The sequence below is a fragment of the Streptomyces sp. NPDC040589 genome (assembly GCF_055594445.1).
This window is the reverse complement of sequence record NZ_JBVIWP010000012.1, coordinates 43,041-64,348: the sequence shown is the minus strand read 5'-3', so window position 1 is coordinate 64,348 and position 21,308 is coordinate 43,041. Positions and strand designations below refer to the sequence as shown.

At 72.4% G+C, this 21,308-nt stretch carries 15 protein-coding genes and 1 pseudogene; 1 reads left to right on the top strand and 15 read right to left on the bottom strand.

Features of this window, described 5'->3' with window-relative positions:
• Positions 1–123: 123 nt before the first annotated feature.
• The 8 genes from tmk to bldG form a co-directional block, all read right to left on the bottom strand.
• Positions 124–3,384 (bottom strand): dTMP kinase, encoded by a 3,261-nt coding sequence (gene tmk, locus ACZ58V_RS36545; protein WP_468192658.1) that lies wholly within the window; start codon positions 3,382–3,384, stop codon positions 124–126.
• Between the two features lie 154 nt (positions 3,385–3,538).
• Positions 3,539–6,367 (bottom strand): type I DNA topoisomerase, encoded by a 2,829-nt coding sequence (topA, locus tag ACZ58V_RS36540; RefSeq protein WP_468192660.1) that lies wholly within the window; start codon positions 6,365–6,367, stop codon positions 3,539–3,541.
• Positions 6,368–6,613: 246 nt separating this feature from the next.
• Positions 6,614–6,811 carry a hypothetical protein gene (locus ACZ58V_RS36535; protein WP_468192661.1) on the bottom strand — a complete coding sequence of 66 codons (198 nt, stop codon included), beginning with the start codon at positions 6,809–6,811 and terminating at the stop codon, positions 6,614–6,616.
• A 297-nt stretch (positions 6,812–7,108) separates the two neighbouring features.
• Complete coding sequence (locus ACZ58V_RS36530; RefSeq protein WP_471295482.1) at positions 7,109–8,638, bottom strand: DUF7059 domain-containing protein; 1,530 nt, start codon at positions 8,636–8,638, stop codon at positions 7,109–7,111.
• A gap of 128 nt (positions 8,639–8,766) precedes the next feature.
• On the bottom strand, positions 8,767–9,348 hold the full coding sequence (locus ACZ58V_RS36525; RefSeq protein ID WP_261680345.1) for a small secreted protein: 582 nt from the start codon (positions 9,346–9,348) through the stop codon (positions 8,767–8,769).
• 194 nt (positions 9,349–9,542) lie between these two features.
• The gene (locus ACZ58V_RS36520) at positions 9,543–11,948 is read right to left on the bottom strand and encodes a sodium-translocating pyrophosphatase (protein ID WP_468192664.1); all 2,406 of its coding nucleotides are present in this window, start codon (positions 11,946–11,948) and stop codon (positions 9,543–9,545) included.
• A 274-nt stretch (positions 11,949–12,222) separates the two neighbouring features.
• Positions 12,223–12,660 carry an ATP-binding protein gene (locus tag ACZ58V_RS36515; protein WP_184594622.1) on the bottom strand — a complete coding sequence of 146 codons (438 nt, stop codon included), beginning with the start codon at positions 12,658–12,660 and terminating at the stop codon, positions 12,223–12,225.
• Positions 12,661–12,793: 133 nt separating this feature from the next.
• A complete protein-coding gene (gene bldG / locus ACZ58V_RS36510; protein ID WP_003991900.1) occupies positions 12,794–13,135 on the bottom strand; it encodes an anti-sigma factor antagonist BldG in 342 nt (113 codons plus the stop codon).
• Positions 13,136–13,213: 78 nt separating this feature from the next.
• On the opposite strand from bldG, the gene ACZ58V_RS36505 reads away from it, so the two are divergent.
• Positions 13,214–15,799 (top strand): DEAD/DEAH box helicase, encoded by a 2,586-nt coding sequence (locus ACZ58V_RS36505; protein WP_471295478.1) that lies wholly within the window; start codon positions 13,214–13,216, stop codon positions 15,797–15,799.
• On the opposite strand, the pseudogene ACZ58V_RS36500 reads toward ACZ58V_RS36505, so the two are convergent.
• The 7 genes and pseudogenes from ACZ58V_RS36500 to ssd all read right to left on the bottom strand — a co-directional run.
• Positions 15,711–16,109 (bottom strand): annotated as a pseudogene (locus ACZ58V_RS36500) (Rv3654c family TadE-like protein); the annotation flags it as partial. The gene ACZ58V_RS36505 and the pseudogene ACZ58V_RS36500 overlap by 89 nt on opposite strands.
• Positions 16,110–16,120: 11 nt before the next feature.
• Positions 16,121–16,480, bottom strand: coding sequence for a TadE family type IV pilus minor pilin (locus ACZ58V_RS36495; RefSeq protein WP_471295477.1), 360 nt, complete (start codon positions 16,478–16,480; stop codon positions 16,121–16,123).
• Positions 16,467–16,676 (bottom strand): DUF4244 domain-containing protein, encoded by a 210-nt coding sequence (locus ACZ58V_RS36490; RefSeq protein ID WP_471295474.1) that lies wholly within the window; start codon positions 16,674–16,676, stop codon positions 16,467–16,469. The genes ACZ58V_RS36495 and ACZ58V_RS36490 overlap by 14 nt, the downstream gene beginning before the upstream one ends.
• Before the next feature lie 87 nt (positions 16,677–16,763).
• Entirely contained in the window at positions 16,764–17,552 is a 789-nt protein-coding gene (locus ACZ58V_RS36485) for a type II secretion system F family protein (protein ID WP_471295473.1), read from the bottom strand.
• Complete coding sequence (locus tag ACZ58V_RS36480; protein ID WP_471295470.1) at positions 17,549–18,421, bottom strand: type II secretion system F family protein; 873 nt, start codon at positions 18,419–18,421, stop codon at positions 17,549–17,551. Before ACZ58V_RS36480 ends, ACZ58V_RS36485 begins: the two co-directional genes overlap by 4 nt.
• Positions 18,405–19,736 (bottom strand): TadA family conjugal transfer-associated ATPase, encoded by a 1,332-nt coding sequence (locus ACZ58V_RS36475; RefSeq protein WP_468192674.1) that lies wholly within the window; start codon positions 19,734–19,736, stop codon positions 18,405–18,407. The genes ACZ58V_RS36480 and ACZ58V_RS36475 overlap by 17 nt, the downstream gene beginning before the upstream one ends.
• Positions 19,733–20,836, bottom strand: a complete 1,104-nt coding sequence (gene ssd, locus ACZ58V_RS36470) for a septum site-determining protein Ssd (RefSeq protein WP_471295468.1) — start codon at positions 20,834–20,836, stop codon at positions 19,733–19,735. Before ssd ends, ACZ58V_RS36475 begins: the two co-directional genes overlap by 4 nt.
• Positions 20,837–21,308 lie beyond the last annotated feature (472 nt).

Here is a 21,308-nt window from a genome sequence, read left to right as displayed (position 1 = left end):
CCGCGGGTGCGGACCGTACTGCCGCTGCGAGATCCATTGTGGGGGCGACCACTGACAATCCGGCCCCGGCCCTCTGCGGGCCGGGGCCGGGTGATCTTCCGGGACTGCCTGCCGGGCAGGACCTCAGCGGCCCCGGCCCCTCCCACGGCGCCCGCGGCCCTCGTCCTGCTCGTCCTCGTGCGGTCCGAGCAGCTCGTCCGCCAGTGAGGGCAGGTCGTCCAGCGGCGTCTCCTCGGCCCAGTCGGACCGGCGGCGGCGCGGTTCGCCCTCGGCGTCGACCTGGGGCATCTCGCGCGTACGGTCCTCGGTCCCGTCGGGGCGGGCGGCCGGGGAGTCGTCGCGGAAGTACCCGGGCGGTACCCGGTCCGCCGGTCCGTCGCCGCGTACGGGCGGCAGCACGGCCGTCTCCTCGGCGTCCCCCGGCCGGACCGGAGGCAGCACGGCCGTCTCGTCCCCTGCCCAGGAAGGCGTGTCCTCGGCCCCGGGGCGAACCGGAGGCAGCACCTCGGTCTCCTCGCCCGCCCTCGGCGGCACCGGCGGCTTCGGCAGCTCGGCCGTCACCTCGGCGTCGTCCCGCACCCGGCGCAGCACGGTCGTCTCGTCCACCGAGCCGGAGCCCGAGCCAGAACCAGAGCCCGAGCCGCCCGGGGCGTTCTCCGGTGTCACCACGGGCGTCGGCACGGTCGCCGCGTCCTGACCAGCCGACGCACGGGAAGCGCCCTGCGGAGCGGAACCCTGGCCGGGCCTCTGGGGAGAGCTCTTCGGCCCCGCCTCCGCCGCCGCGGCCGCCGCCTCCGCCAGGCGTCGCGCTTCCTCGGCCCGCAGCAGCGCGTCCTCGGCCTTGCGCTGCTTCTCCAGACGGAGTGCCTCGGCCTCGGCACGCAGCCGGGCCTCTTCCTCGGCCTGCTCGCGGCGCCGATCCTCCTCGGCCTTGCGGCGGGCCTCCTCCTCGGCCCGGGCCTTCTCCTCAGCGAGGAGCCGCGCCCGCTCCTCCTCGGCCTTCTTCTGCGCTTCCTCGGCCCGCCGCCGGGCCTCTTCCGCCTGCCGTTCGGCCTCGCGCCGCTGCGCCTCCTCCAGCTCGCGCCGCTTGCGCTCCTCCTCCTCGGCGCGCAGCTTGGCCAGCTGCTCCTGGCGCTCGCGCTCCAGGCGCTCCTCCTCGGCCTTGCGGGCGGCCTCTTCCTCGGCCTTGCGGCGGGCCTCCTCCTCGGCCTTCTTCCGCGCCTCCTCCTGGGCCTTGATCTCGGCCTCGGACAGCGGCAGCACCTGGTCGAGCCGGTGCCGGATGACGGTCGTGACGGACTCGGGCTCCTGGCCGGCGTCCACCACCAGATACCGCCCGGCGTCGGCCGCGGCCAGGGTCAGGAAACCGGACCGCACGCGCGCGTGGAACTCGGCGGGCTCCGACTCCAGCCGGTCGGGCGCCTCGGTGAACCGCTCGCGCGCGGTCTCCGGCGCGACGTCCAGCAGGACGGTCAGATGCGGCACGAGCCCGTTCGTGGCCCAGCGGTTGATCCGGGCGATCTCGGTCGGCGACAGATCGCGGCCCGCTCCCTGGTAGGCCACGGACGAGTCGATGTACCGGTCGGAGATGACGACCGCGCCGCGCTCCAGGGCGGGCCGTACGACGGTGTCGACGTGCTCGGCCCGGTCGGCCGCGTACAGCAGTGCCTCCGCGCGGTGCGACAGGCCCTCGCTGGACACGTCCAGCAGGATCGACCGCAGCCGCTTGCCCACCGGCGTCGCCCCCGGCTCGCGCGTCAGCACGACCTCGTGGCCCTTGCCGCGGATCCACTCGGCGAGCGCCTCGGCCTGCGTGGACTTGCCGGCCCCGTCACCGCCCTCCAGGGCGATGAAGAAACCGGAGGACGCGGACGCCTGCTCCGGGTCGTCACCGCCGAGCAGCGCGTCCCGCAGGTCCTGCCGCAGCGGCACTCCGGAACGGTCGTCGACCTTGGCCAGCACCAGCGCGGCCACCGGCAGCAGCAGGGCGCCGGCGAGCATCAGTGTGAAGGCCGCGCCGCCGTGCGCGAAGACGAACTTGCCGCTCTCCAGCCGGTGCGGCCCGATCCCCGCCGCCACCAGCGGGGCGATCACCGCGCCGAGCGCCACGCAGACCCGGACGACCGCGTGCAGGTGCTCGGTCGTACGGGAGCGCCGGAACTCCTCGGTCTCCTGGTCGAGCAGCGTGTGCCCGATGTTGGCGGAGATGCCCGCGCCGACACCGGCCAGGGCGAGGATCAGCAGCACGGTGGTGACGTCCGGGACCAGCCCGGCGGCCAGCAGCGCGACACCGGTGAAGGCGATCACCAGCGCGAGCAGCCGGCGGCGCGACAGTGCGGGCAGCAGGGCCGGCGCCGTACGGATGCCGACGACGACACCGCCGGTCAGCACGCCCACGAACAGGCCGTACAGCACCGGGCCGCCGCCCAGGTCCTTGGCGTGCAGCACGGCCACGGCTACGGCGGCGGACACCGCGGCGGCGACGGCCGCGCAGGCCAGCACCAGCAGCGGCATCGCGCCGGTGCGGCCCTTGTCGGCGCCGGCGGTGGTCTTCGGACGGCGCAGCCCCTCGAGCGGCGACCGCGCGCGCGGGGTGCGCGTGGCGGGCAGCTCCAGGAAGGTCAGCACGGACAGGGACGCGGCGAACAGCCCGGCCGCGACGTATGAGGCGAGGGCCGCCTGGTGCTGGCCGAACCAGTCGATGCCGACGCCCAGCAGATTGTTGAAGAGGGCCGCGACGACGAGCACGACGGCCGCGAGCGGGATCGCGACGAAACCGGTGCGCAGCGAGAGCCGGCGCAGGGCGTCCAGGTGGTCGGGCAGCGGCCGGACCGTCGCGCCTTCCGGCGGCGGTGCGGGCAGCAGCGCGGGAGCCGCGCTCTCGCGGCACACCGTCCAGAAGCGCTCGGCGACTCCGGTCACGAAGGCCGTGACGAGGAGCATGGCCAGCGCGTCCTCGGGCATCCAGTCGATCCACAGCGGCGCGACGATGAGCAGCGCGGCGCGCAGCCCGTCCGCGCCGACCATGGTCCAGCGGCGGTCGAGCGGGCCGTCCTGCGAGGTGAGCGCCGTGAGCGGACCGAGGAGCACGGCGCCGAAGAGGAGCGTCGCGAGGATGCGTACACCGAAAACGGTCGCCACTGCGAACGCCACGCCTCGGTAGCCGCCCCCGAACGCCGCTTCGGCGACAGCCGCCTGGAGGGTGAGCAGGACCAGCACGAGAAGGGCCAGGGTGTCGCCCACACCGCCCACGAGCTGTGCGCTCCAGAGCCGCTTCAACTGCGGACGGCGCAGCAGGGCGCGGACGGCGCGCTCGCGGGAGTCCGCGACCAGGGCATCGTCGGGGGCCGGCGGAGAGGCCGTGGGGTGCTCGGCTCGCGTCATGCATTCAGCCTATCGGGAGCCACCGACACCCTGGAGGGCCCGGTCTGGCATGCGCACGCCCCGGCACAAAAGTGTGCCGGGGCGTTCGCTTTCCGAACCCTGGGCGAAGACCCGGACCTTGATGGTCCGGATCCCGAACAGTCCTGATCGGGCCTCAGTCCTCCGCCGGCTTCGAGGCGGTGGCCGTCTTGGCCGTCGTCTTCTTCGCCGTGGTGGTCTTCTTGGCCGTCGTCTTCTTCGCGGTCGTGGTCTTCTTCGCCGCGGTCTTCTTGGCTGTCGTCTTCTTCGCAGGGGCCTTCTTGGCCGCCTTCTTGGCGGTCTTCTTCGCCGGCCCCTTCGCGCGCTTCTCGGCGAGCAGCTCGAAGCCGCGCTCCTGGGTGATCGTCTCGACGCTGTCGCCGGAGCGCAGGGTCGCGTTGGTCTCGCCGTCGGTGACGTACGGCCCGAAGCGGCCGTCCTTCACGACGACCGGCTTGCCGCTGACCGGGTCCTCGCCCAGTTCCTTCAGCGGCGGCTTGGCGGCCGCCCGGCCCCGCTGCTTCGGCTGGGCGTAGATCGCCAGCGCCTCTTCCAGCGTGATCGTGAAGAGCTGCTCCTCGGCCTGGAGCGAGCGCGAGTCCGTGCCCTTCTTCAGATACGGGCCGTAGCGGCCGTTCTGCGCGGTGATCTCCTGGCCCTCGGCGTCGGCGCCGACGACACGCGGCAGCGACATCAGCTTCAGGGCGTCGTCGAGCGTCACCGTGTCCAGGGACATCGTCTTGAAGAGGGAGGCCGTACGCGGCTTGACCGCGTTCTTGCCCGTCTTCGGGGTGCCCTCGGGGAGGATCTCCGTCACATAGGGGCCGTAGCGGCCGTCCTTGGCGACGATCGTGTGGCCGGTGGCCGGGTCGGGGCCCAGTTCGTAGTCGCCGCTCGGCTTGGCGAGCAGTTCCTCGGCGAGGTCGACGGAGAGCTCGTCCGGCGCCATGTCGTCCGGGATGTCGGCGCGCTGGTGCTGCTCGGTGTCCTTCTCGCCGCGCTCGATGTACGGCCCGTAGCGGCCGACCCGCAGCACGATGTCGTTGCCCACGGGGAACGACGACACCTCGCGCGCGTCGATCGCGCCCAGGTCGGTCACCAGCTCCTTGAGGCCGCCGAGGTGGTCCCCGTCGCCGTTGCCGGCGTCGGCGGCACCGCCCTCGCCTGTGCCCTCACCGAAGTAGAACCGCTTCAGCCACGGCACTGCTCGCGCCTCACCGCGGGCGATGCGGTCGAGGTCGTCCTCCATCTTGGCGGTGAAGCTGTAGTCGACGAGCCGCCCGAAGTGCTTCTCCAGGAGGTTGACCACGGCGAAGGACAGGAAGGACGGGACGAGTGCCGTGCCCTTCTTGAACACGTATCCGCGGTCGAGGATCGTGCCGATGATCGACGCGTACGTCGACGGGCGGCCGATCTCTCGCTCTTCCAGCTCCTTGACCAGGGAGGCCTCGGTGTAGCGGGCCGGGGGCTTGGTGGCGTGCCCGTCGACCGTGATCTCCTCGGCACTCAGGGCGTCACCCTCGGAGACCTGGGGCAGCCGGCGCTCGCGGTCGTCGAGCTCGGCGTTCGGGTCGTCGGCGCCTTCGACATAGGCCTTCAGGAAGCCGTGGAAGGTGATCGTCTTGCCGGACGCGCTGAACTCGACGTCCCGGCCGTCGGCCGCCGTGCCGCCGATCTTCACCGTGACGCTGTTGCCGGTCGCGTCCTTCATCTGGGAGGCGACGGTCCGCTTCCAGATCAGCTCGTAGAGCTTGAACTGGTCACCGGTCAGTCCGGTCTCGGCGGGAGTGCGGAAACGATCACCCGAGGGGCGGATCGCCTCGTGGGCCTCCTGCGCGTTCTTGACCTTCCCGGCGTACGTCCTCGGCTGCGGGGGCAGGTAGTCGCCGCCGTACAGCTGCGTGACCTGGGCGCGGGCGGCGGCGACCGCCGTGTCGCTCAGCGTCGTGGAGTCCGTACGCATGTACGTGATGTAGCCGTTCTCGTACAGCTTCTGCGCGACCTGCATGGTCGCCTTCGCGCCGAAGCCGAGCTTGCGGCTGGCCTCCTGCTGCAGCGTCGTCGTACGGAACGGGGCGTACGGCGAGCGGCGGTAGGGCTTGGACTCGACGGACCGGACGGCGAACCGCGTCTGCTCCAGGGCGGCGGCCAGGGCGCGGGCGTTCACCTCGTCGAGGTGGAGGGTGTTCGCGCTCTTCAGCTGTCCCAGGGAGTCGAAGTCGCGGCCCTGCGCGACCCGCCTGCCGTCGACCGACTGCAGGCGCGCGACCAGCGACGACGGGTCCGACGAGTCACCGGCGCGGCCGGTCGCGAAGGTGCCCGTCAGGTCCCAGTACTCAGCAGAACGGAAGGCGATGCGCTCGCGTTCCCGCTCCACGACGAGCCGGGTGGCGACCGACTGGACACGGCCCGCGGACAGCCGCGGCATGACCTTCTTCCACAGGACCGGCGAGACCTCGTAGCCGTAGAGGCGGTCGAGGATGCGGCGGGTCTCCTGGGCGTCGACGAGCTTCTGGTTGAGCTGGCGCGGGTTGGCCACGGCGGCCTGGATCGCGGCCTTGGTGATCTCGTGGAAGACCATCCGCTTGACCGGGACCTTGGGCTTCAGCACCTCCTGGAGGTGCCAGGCGATGGCCTCGCCCTCGCGGTCCTCATCGGTGGCGAGGAAGAGTTCGTCCGACTCCTTCAGCAGGTCCTTGAGCTTCTTGACCTGTGCCTTCTTGTCGGCGTTGACCACATAGATCGGCTGGAAGTCGTGTTCGACGTCCACACCGAGGCGGCGAACCTCGCCGGTGTACTTCTCGGGCACCTCGGCGGCGCCGTTGGGAAGGTCGCGGATGTGCCCGACGCTCGCCTCGACGATGTATCCGGGGCCGAGATAGCCCTTGATCGTCTTCGCCTTGGCAGGCGACTCGACGATGACGAGTCGGCGGCCGCCCTCTGCGGTCTCGCTGGTCGGGGACAACTTCGCTCTTCTCTCCGGTCGACGCTGGGGCCTCCCCGGAGTCGCTTGCCCGGGGCTGGGTCGTGGTGACGCTGCGGAGTGTGACGGTACAGCCCGCCCCCGTGTCAAACGGGAAAAGCCCGCAACGGCCACTCGAACGGTAACCCGACTACCACCATTCCTGCCGCCCGGAGTGCCCGGACCAGGCCCGGCCCTATGCGGAGCGCAACCTCTCGATTACCGGCGGGCGCCACGCCGGTACGGGCTTCAGAGGCGGGTGAAGCACCATGTTCCGCCCACCAGGGCGAGCACCGCGACGACGCTAGCGAGGGTCGCCGATGCGACGGGCCTCACACCCTCGGCGACGGGCCGGTGCCGGCGTACGCGCGTCACGGTCCACGCCAGCAGTCCGCCTCCGAACAGGGAGAACACCGCTCCCGCGAAGATCGCCGGTTCGCTCTCCATGGCCCCCGCGCCCCTTTTCCCCAGTCCGCGACTCTCCAGCCCCGGGAGGCTGACACGCGTGGGCGGCGGGCAGGCGAACCGTAGGTGAACGCCGGGGCGACGCGGCTGTGGATCGAGGACGACCGGCGCCTCGGGACCCGTGCGGGACGAGGTGTTCAAATCGACTCGAAATTTATTGGCGGGCGTCTTCCCCGGGCCCCCTGAGCGCGCCGGGTTCCGTCAGCGCGCCGCCCCGCCGGGTTCCGTCAGCGCGCCGCCCCGCCGGGTTTCCTCAGCGCGCCGCCCCGCCGGGTTTCCTCAGCGGACCGGCTCCAGGAACCCCTGCTCCACGAGCAGCCGGATCTGGGCCGGTGTGCGGTCCCGCAGCAGCACCGGGTCCTCGCCGATCAGCTGGGCGATGGCGTCGAGGATGCGGCCGGCGCTCATCGTGCCGTCGCAGACGCCCGCGAAGCCCGCGCCCACCGTGTCCACCCGGGTCGCCCGGCACATGCCGCGGTGCTGGCGCAGCACGACATGCTCGGGGTCCTCGGCGCCGGGCAGCCCTACCTGTTCCTGCACGACCTCGGCGGCGAGCCGGAAGTGTCCTTCGAGCAGGGCGGCGTCGTCGTGGCCGCGGAGGTGGTCGAGCCGGTCGAAGTGGGCCTTGATGGTGTCCCCGAGCGGCTGCTCGACCGGATGCGGCCATTCCTCCACCGTGAGGGTGGGCACGGCGGCGCCCGTCCTGCGCAGCGTGATCCAGCCGAAGCCGACGGCCTTCACCTTGCGCGCCTCGAACTCGTCGAGCCAGGCGTCGTACCGCGCCTGGTACTGCGCCGCGTCACCCTCGTGGTCGCCCGCGTCCCGCAGCCACAGCTCGGCGTACTGGTTGACGTCCTGCACCTCACGCTGCACGATCCACGCGTCGCAGCCCCGGGGCACCCATGACCTGAGCCGGTCCTGCCAGTCCTCCCCTTCCACGTGCTGCCAGTTGGCGAGGAACTGCGCGAACCCGCCCTCGTTCAGCCGCTCCCCCGCCTCCTGAACGAGCGTGCGGCACAGATCGTCCCCGCCCATGCCGCCGTCGCGGTAGGTGAGCCGGGCACCGGGAGAGATCACGAACGGCGGGTTCGAGACGATCAGGTCGTACGTCTCGTCGTCCCGGACCGGGGTGAAGAGGGAGCCCTCGCGCAGATCGGCGGCCGGGGCGCCGGACAGGGCCAGCGTGAGACCGGTGATGTGCAGCGCGCGCGGGTTGAGGTCGGTGGCCGTCACGCGCGTGGCGTGCCGGGCCGCGTGCAGCGCCTGGATACCGGAGCCGGTGCCGAGGTCGAGGGCGGCGCCGACGGGCGTACGGACGGTGATGCCGGCGAGGGTCGTGGAGGCGCCGCCGACGCCCAGGACGACTCCCTCGTCGCGGCTGCCGATCCCGCCGGCGCCGCCGACCGCGCAGCCCAGGTCCGACACGATGAACCAGTCCTCGCCGCCGGGCCCGCCGTAGGGCCGCACGTCCACCGTGGCGGCGAGCTCGTCCGCGCCGGCGCGCTTGAGCCAGCCGGTCTCCAGGCAGGCGTCGACGGGCAGGACGTCCGCCACGCGCGCGTGCGGCACGGGCTGCTGGAGCAGGAACAGCCGGACGAGCGTCTCCAGCGGAGTGTCCCCGCGGGTCGCCCGGAGCGCGGGCACGGTCTCGCTCCGGGCCAGCGCCGCGTACGCGGGGGCGCCGAGCAGTTCGAGCAGTCCGTCGGCGGTGAAGGAGGCCCCGAGCAGGGCGTCCCGGAGCCGGGCGGCGACCTCGGGGCGGTCAGGGGCGGGCAGCGGGGACAGGGGTGACTGGCTGGCGTTACTCACGCCCCCATTGTGGCCGCAGGCACCGCCGGCGCACCTGCCCGTGCCGGGGATCGGGTGCGCCTGAGTGCCCGCCTCGGCGGTCACTCCCGGCCCAACGGTCCCCGGCGCCGCATGTTCCCTGCCCGGCTCTAGGTCGCCGACGCCGGCCCGGTCGCCGCCTTGCAGCTCGACTGCCGGGCCATCGCCTGGCCGACCTCGCCCTCCTCCAGGTTCCTGAGCGCGTCGTTCCCGCTCTTGCTCAGCTTGTCCAGCTCGGTGGCGATGTCCTTGAGACCGTCGGCGAACTTGCCCTGGTCCTTCGTGTCGAGCCCGTCGACCTGCTTCTTCAGCGAGGCGTACGACGCGGAGATCGTGTTGAGCTCCGTGACCGCGTCCTTCTGCTTCTTCTCGCCGTTCTCGACGTCCGGCGCGCCGGCCTTGTTCACCGCGGTCCCGATCGCCTTGTAGGCGTCGGACATGTCCTGGAAGGCCTGTGCGTCGGTCTTCTGGACGTCCTCCGGCGTGCTGTTGTCCGAGGTCTCCTTCTGGATCGAGGCATTGGCCGACTCGATCTTCTTGGCCTGCGGCTGTACGGCGTCGCAGACGTCCTTGGCCCAGGAGTCCAGCTTCTCGTTGTCGTCGCCGCCGCAGCCCGACAGCGCCAGTACCAGTACCGCACCGCCGGACAGTGCGGCCGCGAGCTTCTTGTTCACCGGTTTGGTCCCTTCCATGGCTCTCGGCCCCGGAACATACACGCCAGGGGCACGGCAACCGCACGCCGAGCGCCTATTAAGACCTTTTTGTTACTTTTTGCTCCAAGCGAGACAAGGCTCACGACGTGATCGTGCGAACACACGGTGCGGGCGGACGACGCGCCAACGCGCGCCGCCCGCCCGCACCTTGAGCTGGGGCTCGACGGACCTCCCTACGAAACCACCGCCGGATCCGGTGACTTGGGTTCCGGTTCAGCGTTGTCTTCGTCACCTACGGCGATGCCGCGCCGCTTTGACACGTAGACCGCCCCTGCGATCACGGCGAACGCGAGCGCCGCGATCAGGATCCGCACGCCGATGCTCTTGTCCGGGCCGTAGGAGAACTTGATCACTGCGGGCGCGATGAGCAGCGACACCAGGTTCATGACCTTGAGCAGCGGGTTGATCGCGGGACCGGCGGTGTCCTTGAACGGGTCGCCGACGGTGTCGCCGATCACGGTCGCCGCGTGGGCCTCGCTGCCCTTGCCTCCGTGATGACCGTCCTCGACGAGCTTCTTGGCGTTGTCCCAGGCGCCGCCGGAGTTGGCCAGGAACACCGCCATCAGCGTGCCCGCGCCGATCGCGCCCGCCAGGAACGCGCCGAGCGGACCGACGCCGAGCGTGAACCCGATGAAGATCGGCGCCAGTACGGCCAGCAGACCGGGGGTGGCGAGCTCGCGCAACGCGTCCCTGGTGCAGATGTCGACGACCTTGCCGTACTCCGGCTGCTCGCTGTAGTCCATGATCCCGGGCTTCTCGCGGAACTGCCGCCGCACCTCGTAGACCACGGAACCCGCCGACCGCGACACGGCGTTGATCGCCAGCCCCGAGAAGAGGAAGACGACCGCCGCACCCGCGATGAGACCCACGAGGTTGTTGGGCTGCGAGATGTCCATCATCAGGCTCATCGGGGCGCCTTCGCCCCCGAGCTTCTCGCCCACGTCGCGTGCCCCGGTGATGATCGCGTCGCGGTACGACCCGAACAGCGCCGCCGCCGCGAGTACGGCCGTGGCGATCGCGATGCCCTTGGTGATCGCCTTGGTGGTGTTGCCGACCGCGTCCAGGTTGGTGAGCACCTGCGCGCCCGCGCCCTCGACGTCACCGGACATCTCCGCGATGCCCTGCGCGTTGTCGGAGACCGGCCCGAAGGTGTCCATCGCGACGATCACGCCGACCGTGGTGAGCAGGCCGGTACCGGCCAGCGCCACCGCGAACAGCGCCAGCATGATCGACGTACCGCCCAGCAGGAACGCCCCGTACACGCCGAGGCCGATCAACAGGGCGGTGTAGACGGCGGATTCGAGACCGACGGAGATACCGGCGAGGACGACGGTGGCCGGACCCGTGAGCGAGGTCTTGCCGATGTCCCTGACGGGCCGGCGGGTGGTCTCGGTGAAGTAGCCGGTCAGTTGCTGGATCAGGGCGGCGAGCACGATGCCGATGGCCACCGCGACGAGCGCGAGGACCCGCGGGTCGCCGTCCTTGCCGAGGATGGCCGCATCGGTGACGCCGTCGAGCTCCGAGTACTTCCCCGGCAGGTAGACGAACACGGCCACCGCCACCAGCACGAGCGAGATCACCGCGGAGATGAAGAACCCGCGGTTGATGGCGCTCATGCCGCTGCGGTCGGCACGCCTGGGCGCCACCGCGAAGATGCCGATCATCGCGGTGATCACACCGATCGCCGGCACGAGCAGCGGGAAGCCGAGCCCGGCGTCGCCGAAGGCCGCCGAGCCCAGGATCAGCGCGGCGACCAGGGTGACGGCGTACGACTCGAAGAGGTCGGCCGCCATGCCCGCGCAGTCGCCGACGTTGTCGCCCACATTGTCGGCGATGGTCGCGGCATTGCGCGGATCGTCCTCCGGAATGCCCTGTTCGACCTTGCCGACCAGGTCGGCGCCGACGTCGGCGGCCTTGGTGAAGATGCCGCCGCCGACACGCATGAACATCGCGATCAGCGCGGCCCCGAGGCCGAAGCCCTCGAGCACCTTCGGCGCGTCGGCGGCGTACACCAGCACCACGCACGAGGCGCCCAGCAGGCCGAGGCCCACCGTGAACATGCCGACCACGCCGCCCGTGCGAAATGCGATCTTCATCGCTTTGTGCGAGACGGCGGTCAGATCCTTTTCCGGCTCGCCTGCCGCCGGTGTGGCTTCACGCGCCGCCGCGGCGACACGCACATTGCTGCGTACGGCGAGCCACATGCCGATATAGCCGGTGGCCGCCGAGAACGCCGCTCCGATCAGAAAGAACACCGAACGTCCGGCACGTTGATTCCAGTCGTCCGCGGGCAGCAGCATGAGCAGGAAGAACACGACCACGGCGAATACGCCGAGCGTGCGCAGCTGCCGTGCCAGGTAGGCGTTCGCGCCTTCCTGGACCGCCGCCGCGATCTTCTTCATGCTGTCGGTGCCCTCGCCGGCCGCGAGTACCTGGCGCACCAGGACCCCCGCGACCGCAAGTGCCGCCAGCGCGACGACCGCGATGACCACGATGAGGACGCGGTTGCCATCGGTCAGTACGGCGGCTGCGAGGTCTGTGGGATGGCCCGACTGTGGTGAGTTGAAAAGCCCCGCCATTCGTCCTCCTTGACGCTTGGGCTGAGCTCAAGATGTGGACGGGATTGTAGGTACCGGAACCTGATCAAAACAGAGCGCGATAAACGGAATCGGACTTCCGAGGTAATGCCCTGAAAGCATTCTGAAGCATCCGTGGAGCATGCGAATGATCGTGAACGAATTCACGCGGTGAACGGCACAGGAACTACTGTAAAGGCGAGCACTGACAGCCGCACATGACGAAGGGCCCCACGGGTGGGGCCCTTCGTCAGGAACAGTGTGTGGCGTGGCCGGTTCAGACCAGAATCGTCGGCGGCGGCGTGGTCGGCCACGTCATCTTGATCAATCCGCCGTGCTCCCCCGCGCTGACCTCGACGTCGTCGACGAGACCACTGATGACCGCGAGGCCCATCTCGTCCTCGTCGGCTTCCCCGTCGGGGTCGCCGGGGCCGGCTCCGGGCGCGTGCTCGCCCGGGACCGCGTGCGGGGCCTCGTCGCCGACCTCGATGGAGAACTGCTTCTCCTCCTCGATCAGCAGCACCTTCACCGGTGCCGAGATCCCCACGGTCTGGTGCAGCCCGACGGCACGGGTGCACGCCTCGCCGACGGCGAGCCTGACCTCGTCGAGGACGGCCTCGTCCACTCCGGCCCTGCGCGCCACCGCTGCCGCCACCAGCCGGGCGGTCCTGACGTGCTCGGGCAGCGCACTGAAGCGGAGCTCAACGGTGGCCATGCATCCCCCTCGCAACTACGGGCGTGCTGTCGGGAGGCTCCGGGCCGCCGAAAGCCCGGGCCCCCTCGGTCTTCACTTCTTCCGAACTTCTGCCGTGCTTCGGCCGGCCCGGGCGCGAGGCCCGGGTCCGGTGTCAGTCAGTGGCCGCAACCGCTTCCTCGACCGAGGTGTGAATCGGGAACACCTTGGTGAGGCCGGTGATACGGAAGATCTTCAGAATGCGCTCCTGGTTGCAGACCAGGCGCAGGGAGCCCTCATGGGCTCGTACGCGCTTCAGGCCGCCGACCAGTACGCCGAGCCCGGTGGAGTCGAGGAAGTCCACGCCCTCCATGTCGACGACAAGGTGGAAACTGCCGTCGTTCACCAGCTCGACCAACTGCTCGCGCAGCTTGGGCGCGGTATATACGTCGATTTCGCCACCGACCCTGACGATCGTGCGATCGCCCATGGTCTCGGTCGACAGGGACAGGTCCACGGATCCTCCAGCACCTTGCTATCGAGCGGTCGCCCTTTGGGCACTCGGCTTCAGCCCTTGGACGCTTCGCCAGCCGCGATGGCATTCAATCACTTACCGGCAGGCGTGCACGACGCCTTGGCTCCATTGTCCGTCACGCCAGTGACACACTCGGTGCCGATGGCCAAGAATCACCGATCCGATCGAACCCCGACGGACCCCGCCTCCCGACCCGCGCCGGGCGTGGTCCTGGACCGGCTCGCATCCGGTCCGAGCAGGGCTTCGCGCATTACTCATACGGAGCACTTGCCCCCGCGCGAGGGTCGGCATGCCGTCTGGCCGGACCGGATCCGCGCGGAGGTCGTCGCCGCCGTGCGCGCCGCGGGCATCGAACACCCCTGGGCCCATCAGGCGCGTGCGGCCGAGCACGCGCTGGACGGCGACTCGGTCGTCGTCGCCACGGGCACGGCCTCCGGCAAGTCCCTGGCGTACCTCGTGCCGGTCCTGTCCACCCTTCTGGACGGCGCCGAGGCCCCGAACGGCCGCGGCGCGACCACCCTGTACCTGGCTCCCACCAAGGCTCTTGCGGCGGACCAGTGCCGTTCGGTGAAGGAACTTTCACATCCACTGGGCCATTCGGTGCGCGCGGCCGTCTACGACGGCGACACTCCGTTCGAGGAACGCGAGTGGATCCGCCAGTACGGCAACTACGTCCTGACCAACCCGGACATGCTGCACCGCGGCATCCTTCCGTCCCACCCCCGCTGGTCCTCCTTCCTGAAATCGCTGAAGTACGTCGTCATCGACGAGTGCCACACCTACCGCGGCGTGTTCGGCTCGCACGTCGCCCAGGTGCTGCGCCGGCTGCGCCGCCTGTGCGCCCGCTACGGGGCCTCGCCCGTGTTCCTGCTGGCCTCCGCCACCGCCGCCGAGCCCTCGGTGGCGGCCGGCCGCCTCACCGGCCTGCCGGTGCTGGAGGTCGCCGACGACGCCTCCCCGCGCGGCGAACTGGTGTTCGCCCTGTGGGAGCCGCCGCTGACCGAGCTGCACGGCGAGAAGGGCGCCCCCGTCCGCCGCACGGCCACCGCTGAGGCCGCCGACCTGCTGACCGACCTCACCCTGCAGGGCGTGCGCTCCGTCGCCTTCGTGCGCTCCCGGCGCGGTGCCGAGCTGATCTCGGTCATCTCCCAGGAGCGTCTGGCCGAGGTGGACCGGTCGCTGGCCCGGCGTGTCGCGGCGTACCGGGGCGGCTATCTCCCGGAAGAGCGCCGCGCACTCGAACACGCCCTCCATACGGGTGAACTCCTGGGCCTCGCCGCGACGAACGCCCTCGAACTCGGCATCGACATCTCCGGTCTGGACGCGGTCGTCATCGCCGGCTACCCGGGCACCCGCGCCTCCCTGTGGCAGCAGGCGGGCCGGGCCGGACGGTCCGGGCAGGGGGCGCTGGCCGTCCTGGTGGCCCGCGACGACCCGCTGGACACCTTCCTGGTCCACCACCCGGAGGCCCTGTTCGACCAGCCCGTCGAGTCCACGGTCCTCGACCCGGACAACCCCTATGTGCTGGCCCCGCACCTGTGCGCGGCCGCGGCGGAACTGCCCCTGACGGACGAGGACCTCGACCTGTTCGGCCCGGCCTGCGAGGGCCTCCTGCCGCAGCTGGAGGCCGCGAAGCTGCTGCGCCGCCGCACCAGGGCCTGGCACTGGACCCGCCGCGAGCGCGCCGCCGACCTGACCGACATCCGCGGTGAGGGCGGACGCCCGGTCCAGGTCGTCGAGACCGGCACGGGCCGGCTGCTGGGCACGGTCGACGCCGGTGCCGCGCACTCGACGGTGCACGAAGGCGCGGTCCACCTCCACCAGGGCCGCACCTACCTGGTGCGCTCCCTGGACATGGACGACTCCGTCGCCCTCGTCGAGGAGGCCGCCCCGCCGTACTCCACGGTCGCCCGCGACACGACGTCGATCTCCGTCCTGGAGACGGACACCGAGATCCCCTGGGGCGACGGCCGCCTCTGCTACGGCTCGGTCGAGGTCACCAACCAGGTCGTCTCCTTCCTCCGCAGACGGCTCATCACCGGTGAAGTGCTGGGCGAGACGAAACTCGACCTCCCTCCTCGTACGCTGCGCACCCGGGCCGTGTGGTGGACCGTCACCGAGGACCAACTGGACCGGGCCCGGATCAACCCGGAGATCCTCGGAGGCTCCCTGCACGCCGCCGAGCACGCGTCGATCGGCCTGCTGCCCCTCTTCGCGACCTGCGACCGCTGGGACATCGGCGGCGTGTCCATCCCGCTCCATCCCGACACGCTGCTGCCCACGGTCTTCGTCTACGACGGCCACCCCGGCGGCGCGGGCTTCGCGGAGCGCGCCTTCCACACCGCCCGCACCTGGCTGGCCGCCACCCGCCAGGCCATCGCCTCCTGCGAGTGCGACGCCGGCTGCCCGTCCTGCATCCAGTCCCCCAAGTGCGGCAACGGCAACGACCCACTGCACAAGAGGGGCGCGGTGCGGCTGCTCACGGTGTTGCTGGAGGGCGCCCCCGAGGAGAAGGAGACGGAGGAGAACGGGGCGGCCGAACAGCCGACCGGAGGTCCGGAGGAGCCGCTGGAGGACCGGCCCGCGTCCTCCCCGCCGCCGACGGAAGCTCCGAGGGAGCCGTCGCAGGCCCCGCCCGCGCCCTGACCTCCGCCGTGAGCGGCCCGCGTCCCGACGCCGCCGTCACGTCCGAGATCTCGCCGACGACCTCGCACCGCACGAGCCGGACGCCCTGTGCCCGGGCCACCCGGCCGGCCCGGGCACAGGCCGCCGTACCGCCCTCGGCCCAGTGGTCCGCCGCGGCGAGCGCCGCGAGATCCGCGCCGCCCGCCGCCCGGTGCCGGATCGCGACGGCCTGTCCGAGCGCGAGGACTACGCCGAACACCACGCACAGGACGGCGATCGCCCCGACGCTCCAAAGGGTGGCGGAACCCCGGTCCGAGACGTCGCGCGTCATGCCCAGGCGTCTCATGTGCCCACCGCCTCCTCCACCGACGCCACGGCCTCCTCACGCACGGCCAGAGACAGCCCGCTCAGCACCGGCGGTTCGGCCACGACGATCACCCGGACGTGTTCCGCTTCCCGGCTGACGGTCACCTTCGCTCCGGGCGGCGCCGCCTCGCGGGTCAGCCGCACGACCGCGTCGGGCGGGTCCTGGCGGGCCGCAGCGCGAGCGCCCGTCCGTGCCGCGTCCACGCACTGGATCTGTGCGGCCACGGCCAGCAGACCGCCCACCAGCGCCATCGCGAACATCACCAGGACGGGCAGCACCACTGCCGACTCCACCGTGACGAACCCCCGGTCCGAGCCCTGCTCACATCCGCGCATTGAGGGCTTCCGTCACCATGCTCTGCAGCTCCGCGCTGACAGCGCCGCTGGTGACGACCTTGTAGAGCACGACCGCGAACGCCACCGCCGCGACGATTCCCATCGCGTACTCGGACGTGACCATCCCCGCGTCCCTCCGCGCCGCACGCATTCCGCACACCAGGACGCGCAGCCGCGCCCATACCGCCTGATACATCTCAACCTCCGTGAAAAAGTCCGAACTTCCCTCGGGTCTTGCTGACTTCTGTCGGTGTCGCCGCCTTGTCCCGGGCCCGTATCCGCGTCATCCACCACCCCCTCCGAGCACCCCGCCCGCGAGCCCGATCACCACGGGCAGCACACCGACCGCGATGAACGCGGGCAGGAAGCACAGCCCGACCGGCGCGCTGACCATGACGCCCGCACGGCGGGCCCTGGCCGTCGCGGCGCGGCCCCAGTCGGCTCGGGCCTCGGCGGCGAGCCGTTGGACTGGTGCGGCGGCGGGCAGTCCGGACACTCCGGCCCCTTCGAGCAGCCGGGCCAGGCCTCCGGCGCCCGGGACGGCGGCCAGCCTCCGCCAGGCCGCGCCCGGTTCGCCGCCCAGCCGGACCTCCGCCGCGCCACGCGCCAGGGCGTCGCCCACAGGGCCGCCCAGGGCCTCGCCCACCGCCTGCGCAGCGATCACCGGCCCGGCACCCGCCGCGATGCAGGCCGCCAGCAGGTCGGCCGCGAGGGGCAGTTGCCGCGCCGCCTCGGCGAGGTCGGGTGCCCGCGGATCCCTGCCCACCTCCTCCTGCCGGAGCCGCCACCGCCATATCCCGACCGCACCGGCCAGTCCCACGGCGGCGCCGACGAGGCCGCCGACCAGCGCCCATCCGGCACACGCCACACCCACGGGAGGCAGCCAGGTCCGAACGGCCCGGCGTAAGGCGAGGCGCGGGAGGGGAGCGGTCTCCTCCCTGGACGACAGCTCGGCCAGCCGACGCCGCATCCTCCGGCGGCGTCGCGCCTCCGTCAGCCACCGCGCCGACCACCCGAGGGCCAGCACGATCCCCACCGCCACCCCCAGCCTGTGGACAACTTCACCGCTCATGCCGCCTCCTCAGCGCCCCGCACGATCCGCAGCACCCACCACAGCCCCAGGCCCTCCAGCACACCGCCGACCACCAGACAGCCCAGGCCCGCCGCGGTGTGGAGCAGGACATGGAGGGGCTCGGCGCCGAGGGCGGTGCCGATGAGAAGCCCCAGGGCCGGCAAGCCGGCGAGCATCACCGCCGTGGCCCGGGCGCCCGCCAACTGGGCGCGCACATCGGAGCGTTGGTCCCGCTCGGCCCGCAGGGCGGCGGCGAGCCGGTCGAGTCCGGCCGCGAGCCCCGCGCCCTGGTCCACGGCCACCCGCCAGCACGCCGCGAGCCCCCGCAGCCCCTCGCCCCCCGGCTGCCGGGCCGCCGCCTCGAGCGCGCCCGGCACGTCGCCGCCGAAGCGCGCCGCCGCCAGAACCGTCGCCTGCGCGTCCACAAGTCCCCCGCAGTCCCGCGCGGCCCGCAACAGCGCCTCGCCCGGCTGGCGTCCGGCCCGCACCTCCCCGGCGAGCGCCCCGCACAACGCGATCACCGCACCCGCCCGACGCTCCCGGTCCCGCCCCGCCCGGCCGGCCAGCCGCACCCGCCGCAGCAACGGCACCCCGGCCGCTCCCAGGACGACCGGCAGCACCGACGCCCCGAGCACCGCCAGCACCAGCCCGGCCACCGGTGACCACCACTCGGCCCGCAACCGCCCGCGGACCCGCCGCAGCCCACCGGTCATCCGCCGCCACCCGGGCGGCCCACTCCCGACGGCTCCGCCGCCCGCGAGCAGCAGGCGCGCCCGACGCGCCACCGACTCCCGCTCGCCCAACAGCCAGACCGCCGCCCCCATACACGCCACGGCCGCCCCCATCGACATCTCAGCCGCCCCTGCCATTACTCGGCCCTCCCAGTCCCGGCCATCGCTCGGCCCTCACAGCCCCCGTCATCACTCGCCCGCCCGCTGTCACCGGCACAGGGCCGCCCTCACCCGGCCCGCCGCCGCTGCCCTCGCCGTCCTCACTGCCCCCGCTGTCCTCGCTCCGCATCAACCCCCGCAGCCGCTCCCACCCCCGTTCGCGCACGAAGGCCTCCGCTCCCCACCGCAATGCCGGCACCGTCCGCACCAGCCCCGACGGATCCCGCTCCAGCACGTGCACCTCGGCGATGCGCCGCCGCCCCGCCCGATCGCGTACGAGGTGCAGCACCACGGAGAGGGCGGCCGCCACCTGGCTGTGCAGCGCGGCCCGGTCGAGCCCGGCGGCCGTGCCGAGCGCCTCCAGCCGGGCCGGTACATCGGCGGCGGCATTGGCGTGGACGGTCCCGCAGCCGCCCTCATGGCCCGTGTTCAACGCGGCCAGCAGATGCACCACTTCGGGCCCGCGCACCTCGCCCACGACCAGCCGGTCGGGCCGCATCCGCAGGGCCTGGCGCACCAGGTCCTCGAGGGTGACCAGGCCCGCGCCCTCCTGGTTGGCGGGTCTGGTCTCCAGCCGCACCACATGCGGATGATCCGGCCGCAGTTCCGCCGAGTCCTCGGCGAGGACGATCCGCTCGTCCGGTCCCACCAGCCCCAGAAGGGCACTCAACAGCGTCGTCTTGCCCGAGCCCGTGCCCCCGCTGACCAGGAAGGACAGCCGTGCGTCGAGCAGCGCGCGCAGCACGCGGTCCCCGCCCGGCGGCACTGTGCCCGCCGCGACCAGCTCGCCGAGGGTGAAGGCACGCGGCCGTACGACCCGCAGCGACAGGCAGGCGCAGCCCACGGCCACCGGTGGCAGCACCGCGTGCAGCCGGGTCCCGTCGGGCAGCCGGGCGTCGGCCCAGGGTCGGGCGTCGTCCAAGCGGCGCCCGGCCACGGCGGCGAGGCGCTGGGCGAGTCGTCGTACGGCCGCCGCGTCCGCGAAACGCACCGGCGTCAGCTCCAGTCCGCCGCCCCGGTCCACCCAGACCCGGTCCGGGGCCGACACCAGCACGTCCGTCACCGAGGGGTCGGCGAGCAGCGGCTCCAACGGCCCGCTGCCGACCAGTTCGGACCGCAACCGTGCGGCGGCCCCCAGGACTTCGGCGTCTCCGAGCACCCGCCCCTGCTCCCGCAGGGCCTGGGCCACGCGCGCGGGGGTCGGCTCGGCCCCGCTCTCGGCCAGCCAGCGCCGCACCCCGTCGAGCAGCCCGGCGCCCTCGGGTCCGGACACCGCTTCGGTCACCGCGCTCATGGGGCACCCGCCTCGACGAGCGCCCGCTCCCAGAACCCCTTGCAGAACCGGGCGAGCGGTCCGCGCGGGACGCCACCCGGTGGTGCCGTGCCCTGGTCCGGGCGCAGCAGACCGGGCTCGACCGGCACCTCGCCGGCCAGGGGCAGTCCGAGCAGCCGGGCCACCTCCCGGTCGTCGAGCCCCGGCGGGTACGGCCCGCGGACCGCCACCCGCAGATCGCGCAGGACCATGCCGACGGCGGACGCCACGCGCCCGGCGGCCGCGACGGCCCGCAGTTCGGCGGGTACCACCAGCACACCGAGGTCCAGTTGGGTGAGCACCTCGGCGACTCCGTCGTCGATGCGGCGTGGCAGGTCGACCACGACCGTGCCGCCCCGGCGACGGGCCGCCGCGAGCACCGCGCGCACCGCCTGGGGCGGGACGGCGATCCGGTCGCCGCGGTCCCAGCTGAGCACCCGCAGCGAGTGCAGCTCGGGCAGCGACTCCTCCAGGGCACCCCCGCCGACCCGCCCGCGGGAGGAGGCGAACGCGGGCCAGCGCAGCCCTTCGGCCGTCTCACCGCCGAGGAGTACGTCGAGTCCGCCACCCAGCGGATCGGCGTCCACGAGGAGCGTGCGCAGCCCCTCCCGCGCGGAGGTGACGGCCAGCGCGCACGCGAGCGTGGACGCTCCGGCCCCGCCCCGGCCGCCGATGACGCCCACGGTGAGGGCGGGCCGGCCGACGCCCTCGGCCACGTCGGCGATGCGGTCGACGAGCCACTGCTCGCCGTCGGGCAGCATCAGGACGTGCTCGGCGCCGATCTCGACCGCCCGCCGCCACACCCCCGAGTCGTCCTGGTCCCGGCCTACGAGGACGACGCCCCTTCTGTGCACGGCCCCGCGTACGCGCCGCGCGGCGTCGTCCCCCACGAGGACGAGCGGCGCGGCCTCCCAGCCGCCTCTGCGCTCCGGCACCCCGTGGTGCACCTCGGGCGTGGCGCCCGCCGCCGCGCACAGGCGCAGCAGGTCGTCGAGGAGGTCGGTGTCCTCGGTGACGATCAGTGGTCCGCCCTGCCGCCCTCCGGCGGCCGGTGGCGGATCGTGTGTGACGGCTCCGGCCACGGTCATCCCCCTTCACTGCTTGCCTCGCGTGGCCCTGCGGCCCCGCGATTCCCGAACGTGGGAAGAACCGGCAAGGCGGCCTCCCTTTGAACGGCCGGCAGAAACCGGCCAAACGCCCCCCGCCCATCGGAACCGGCCATGAACTCGCCGCGAGCGGGGTGCGTTGGGAATCACGGTGCAGCGATCCCGGAAATCGTGTGGATCTTGGTGGATAACTGTGGACGTCTCGACAGTTGTGAATATCGCCGTCACCCATACCGGTGACCGCCGCAGGTCTTCTGTGCGACTTCCACAGAGCAGCCCGACGGCTACACAACGTGAGGAGCCATGGGCATGACAACGCTGCGCCGACGCCACATCAGAGCGGCGATCCGGCCGCGCGAAGAGGGAGAAAACCCACCCGGACATGCGACGACCCCCGCCGGGGGGGAGAGCGGGGGTCGTCCCCACGGCCGACTCGGGGGGGGAGGAG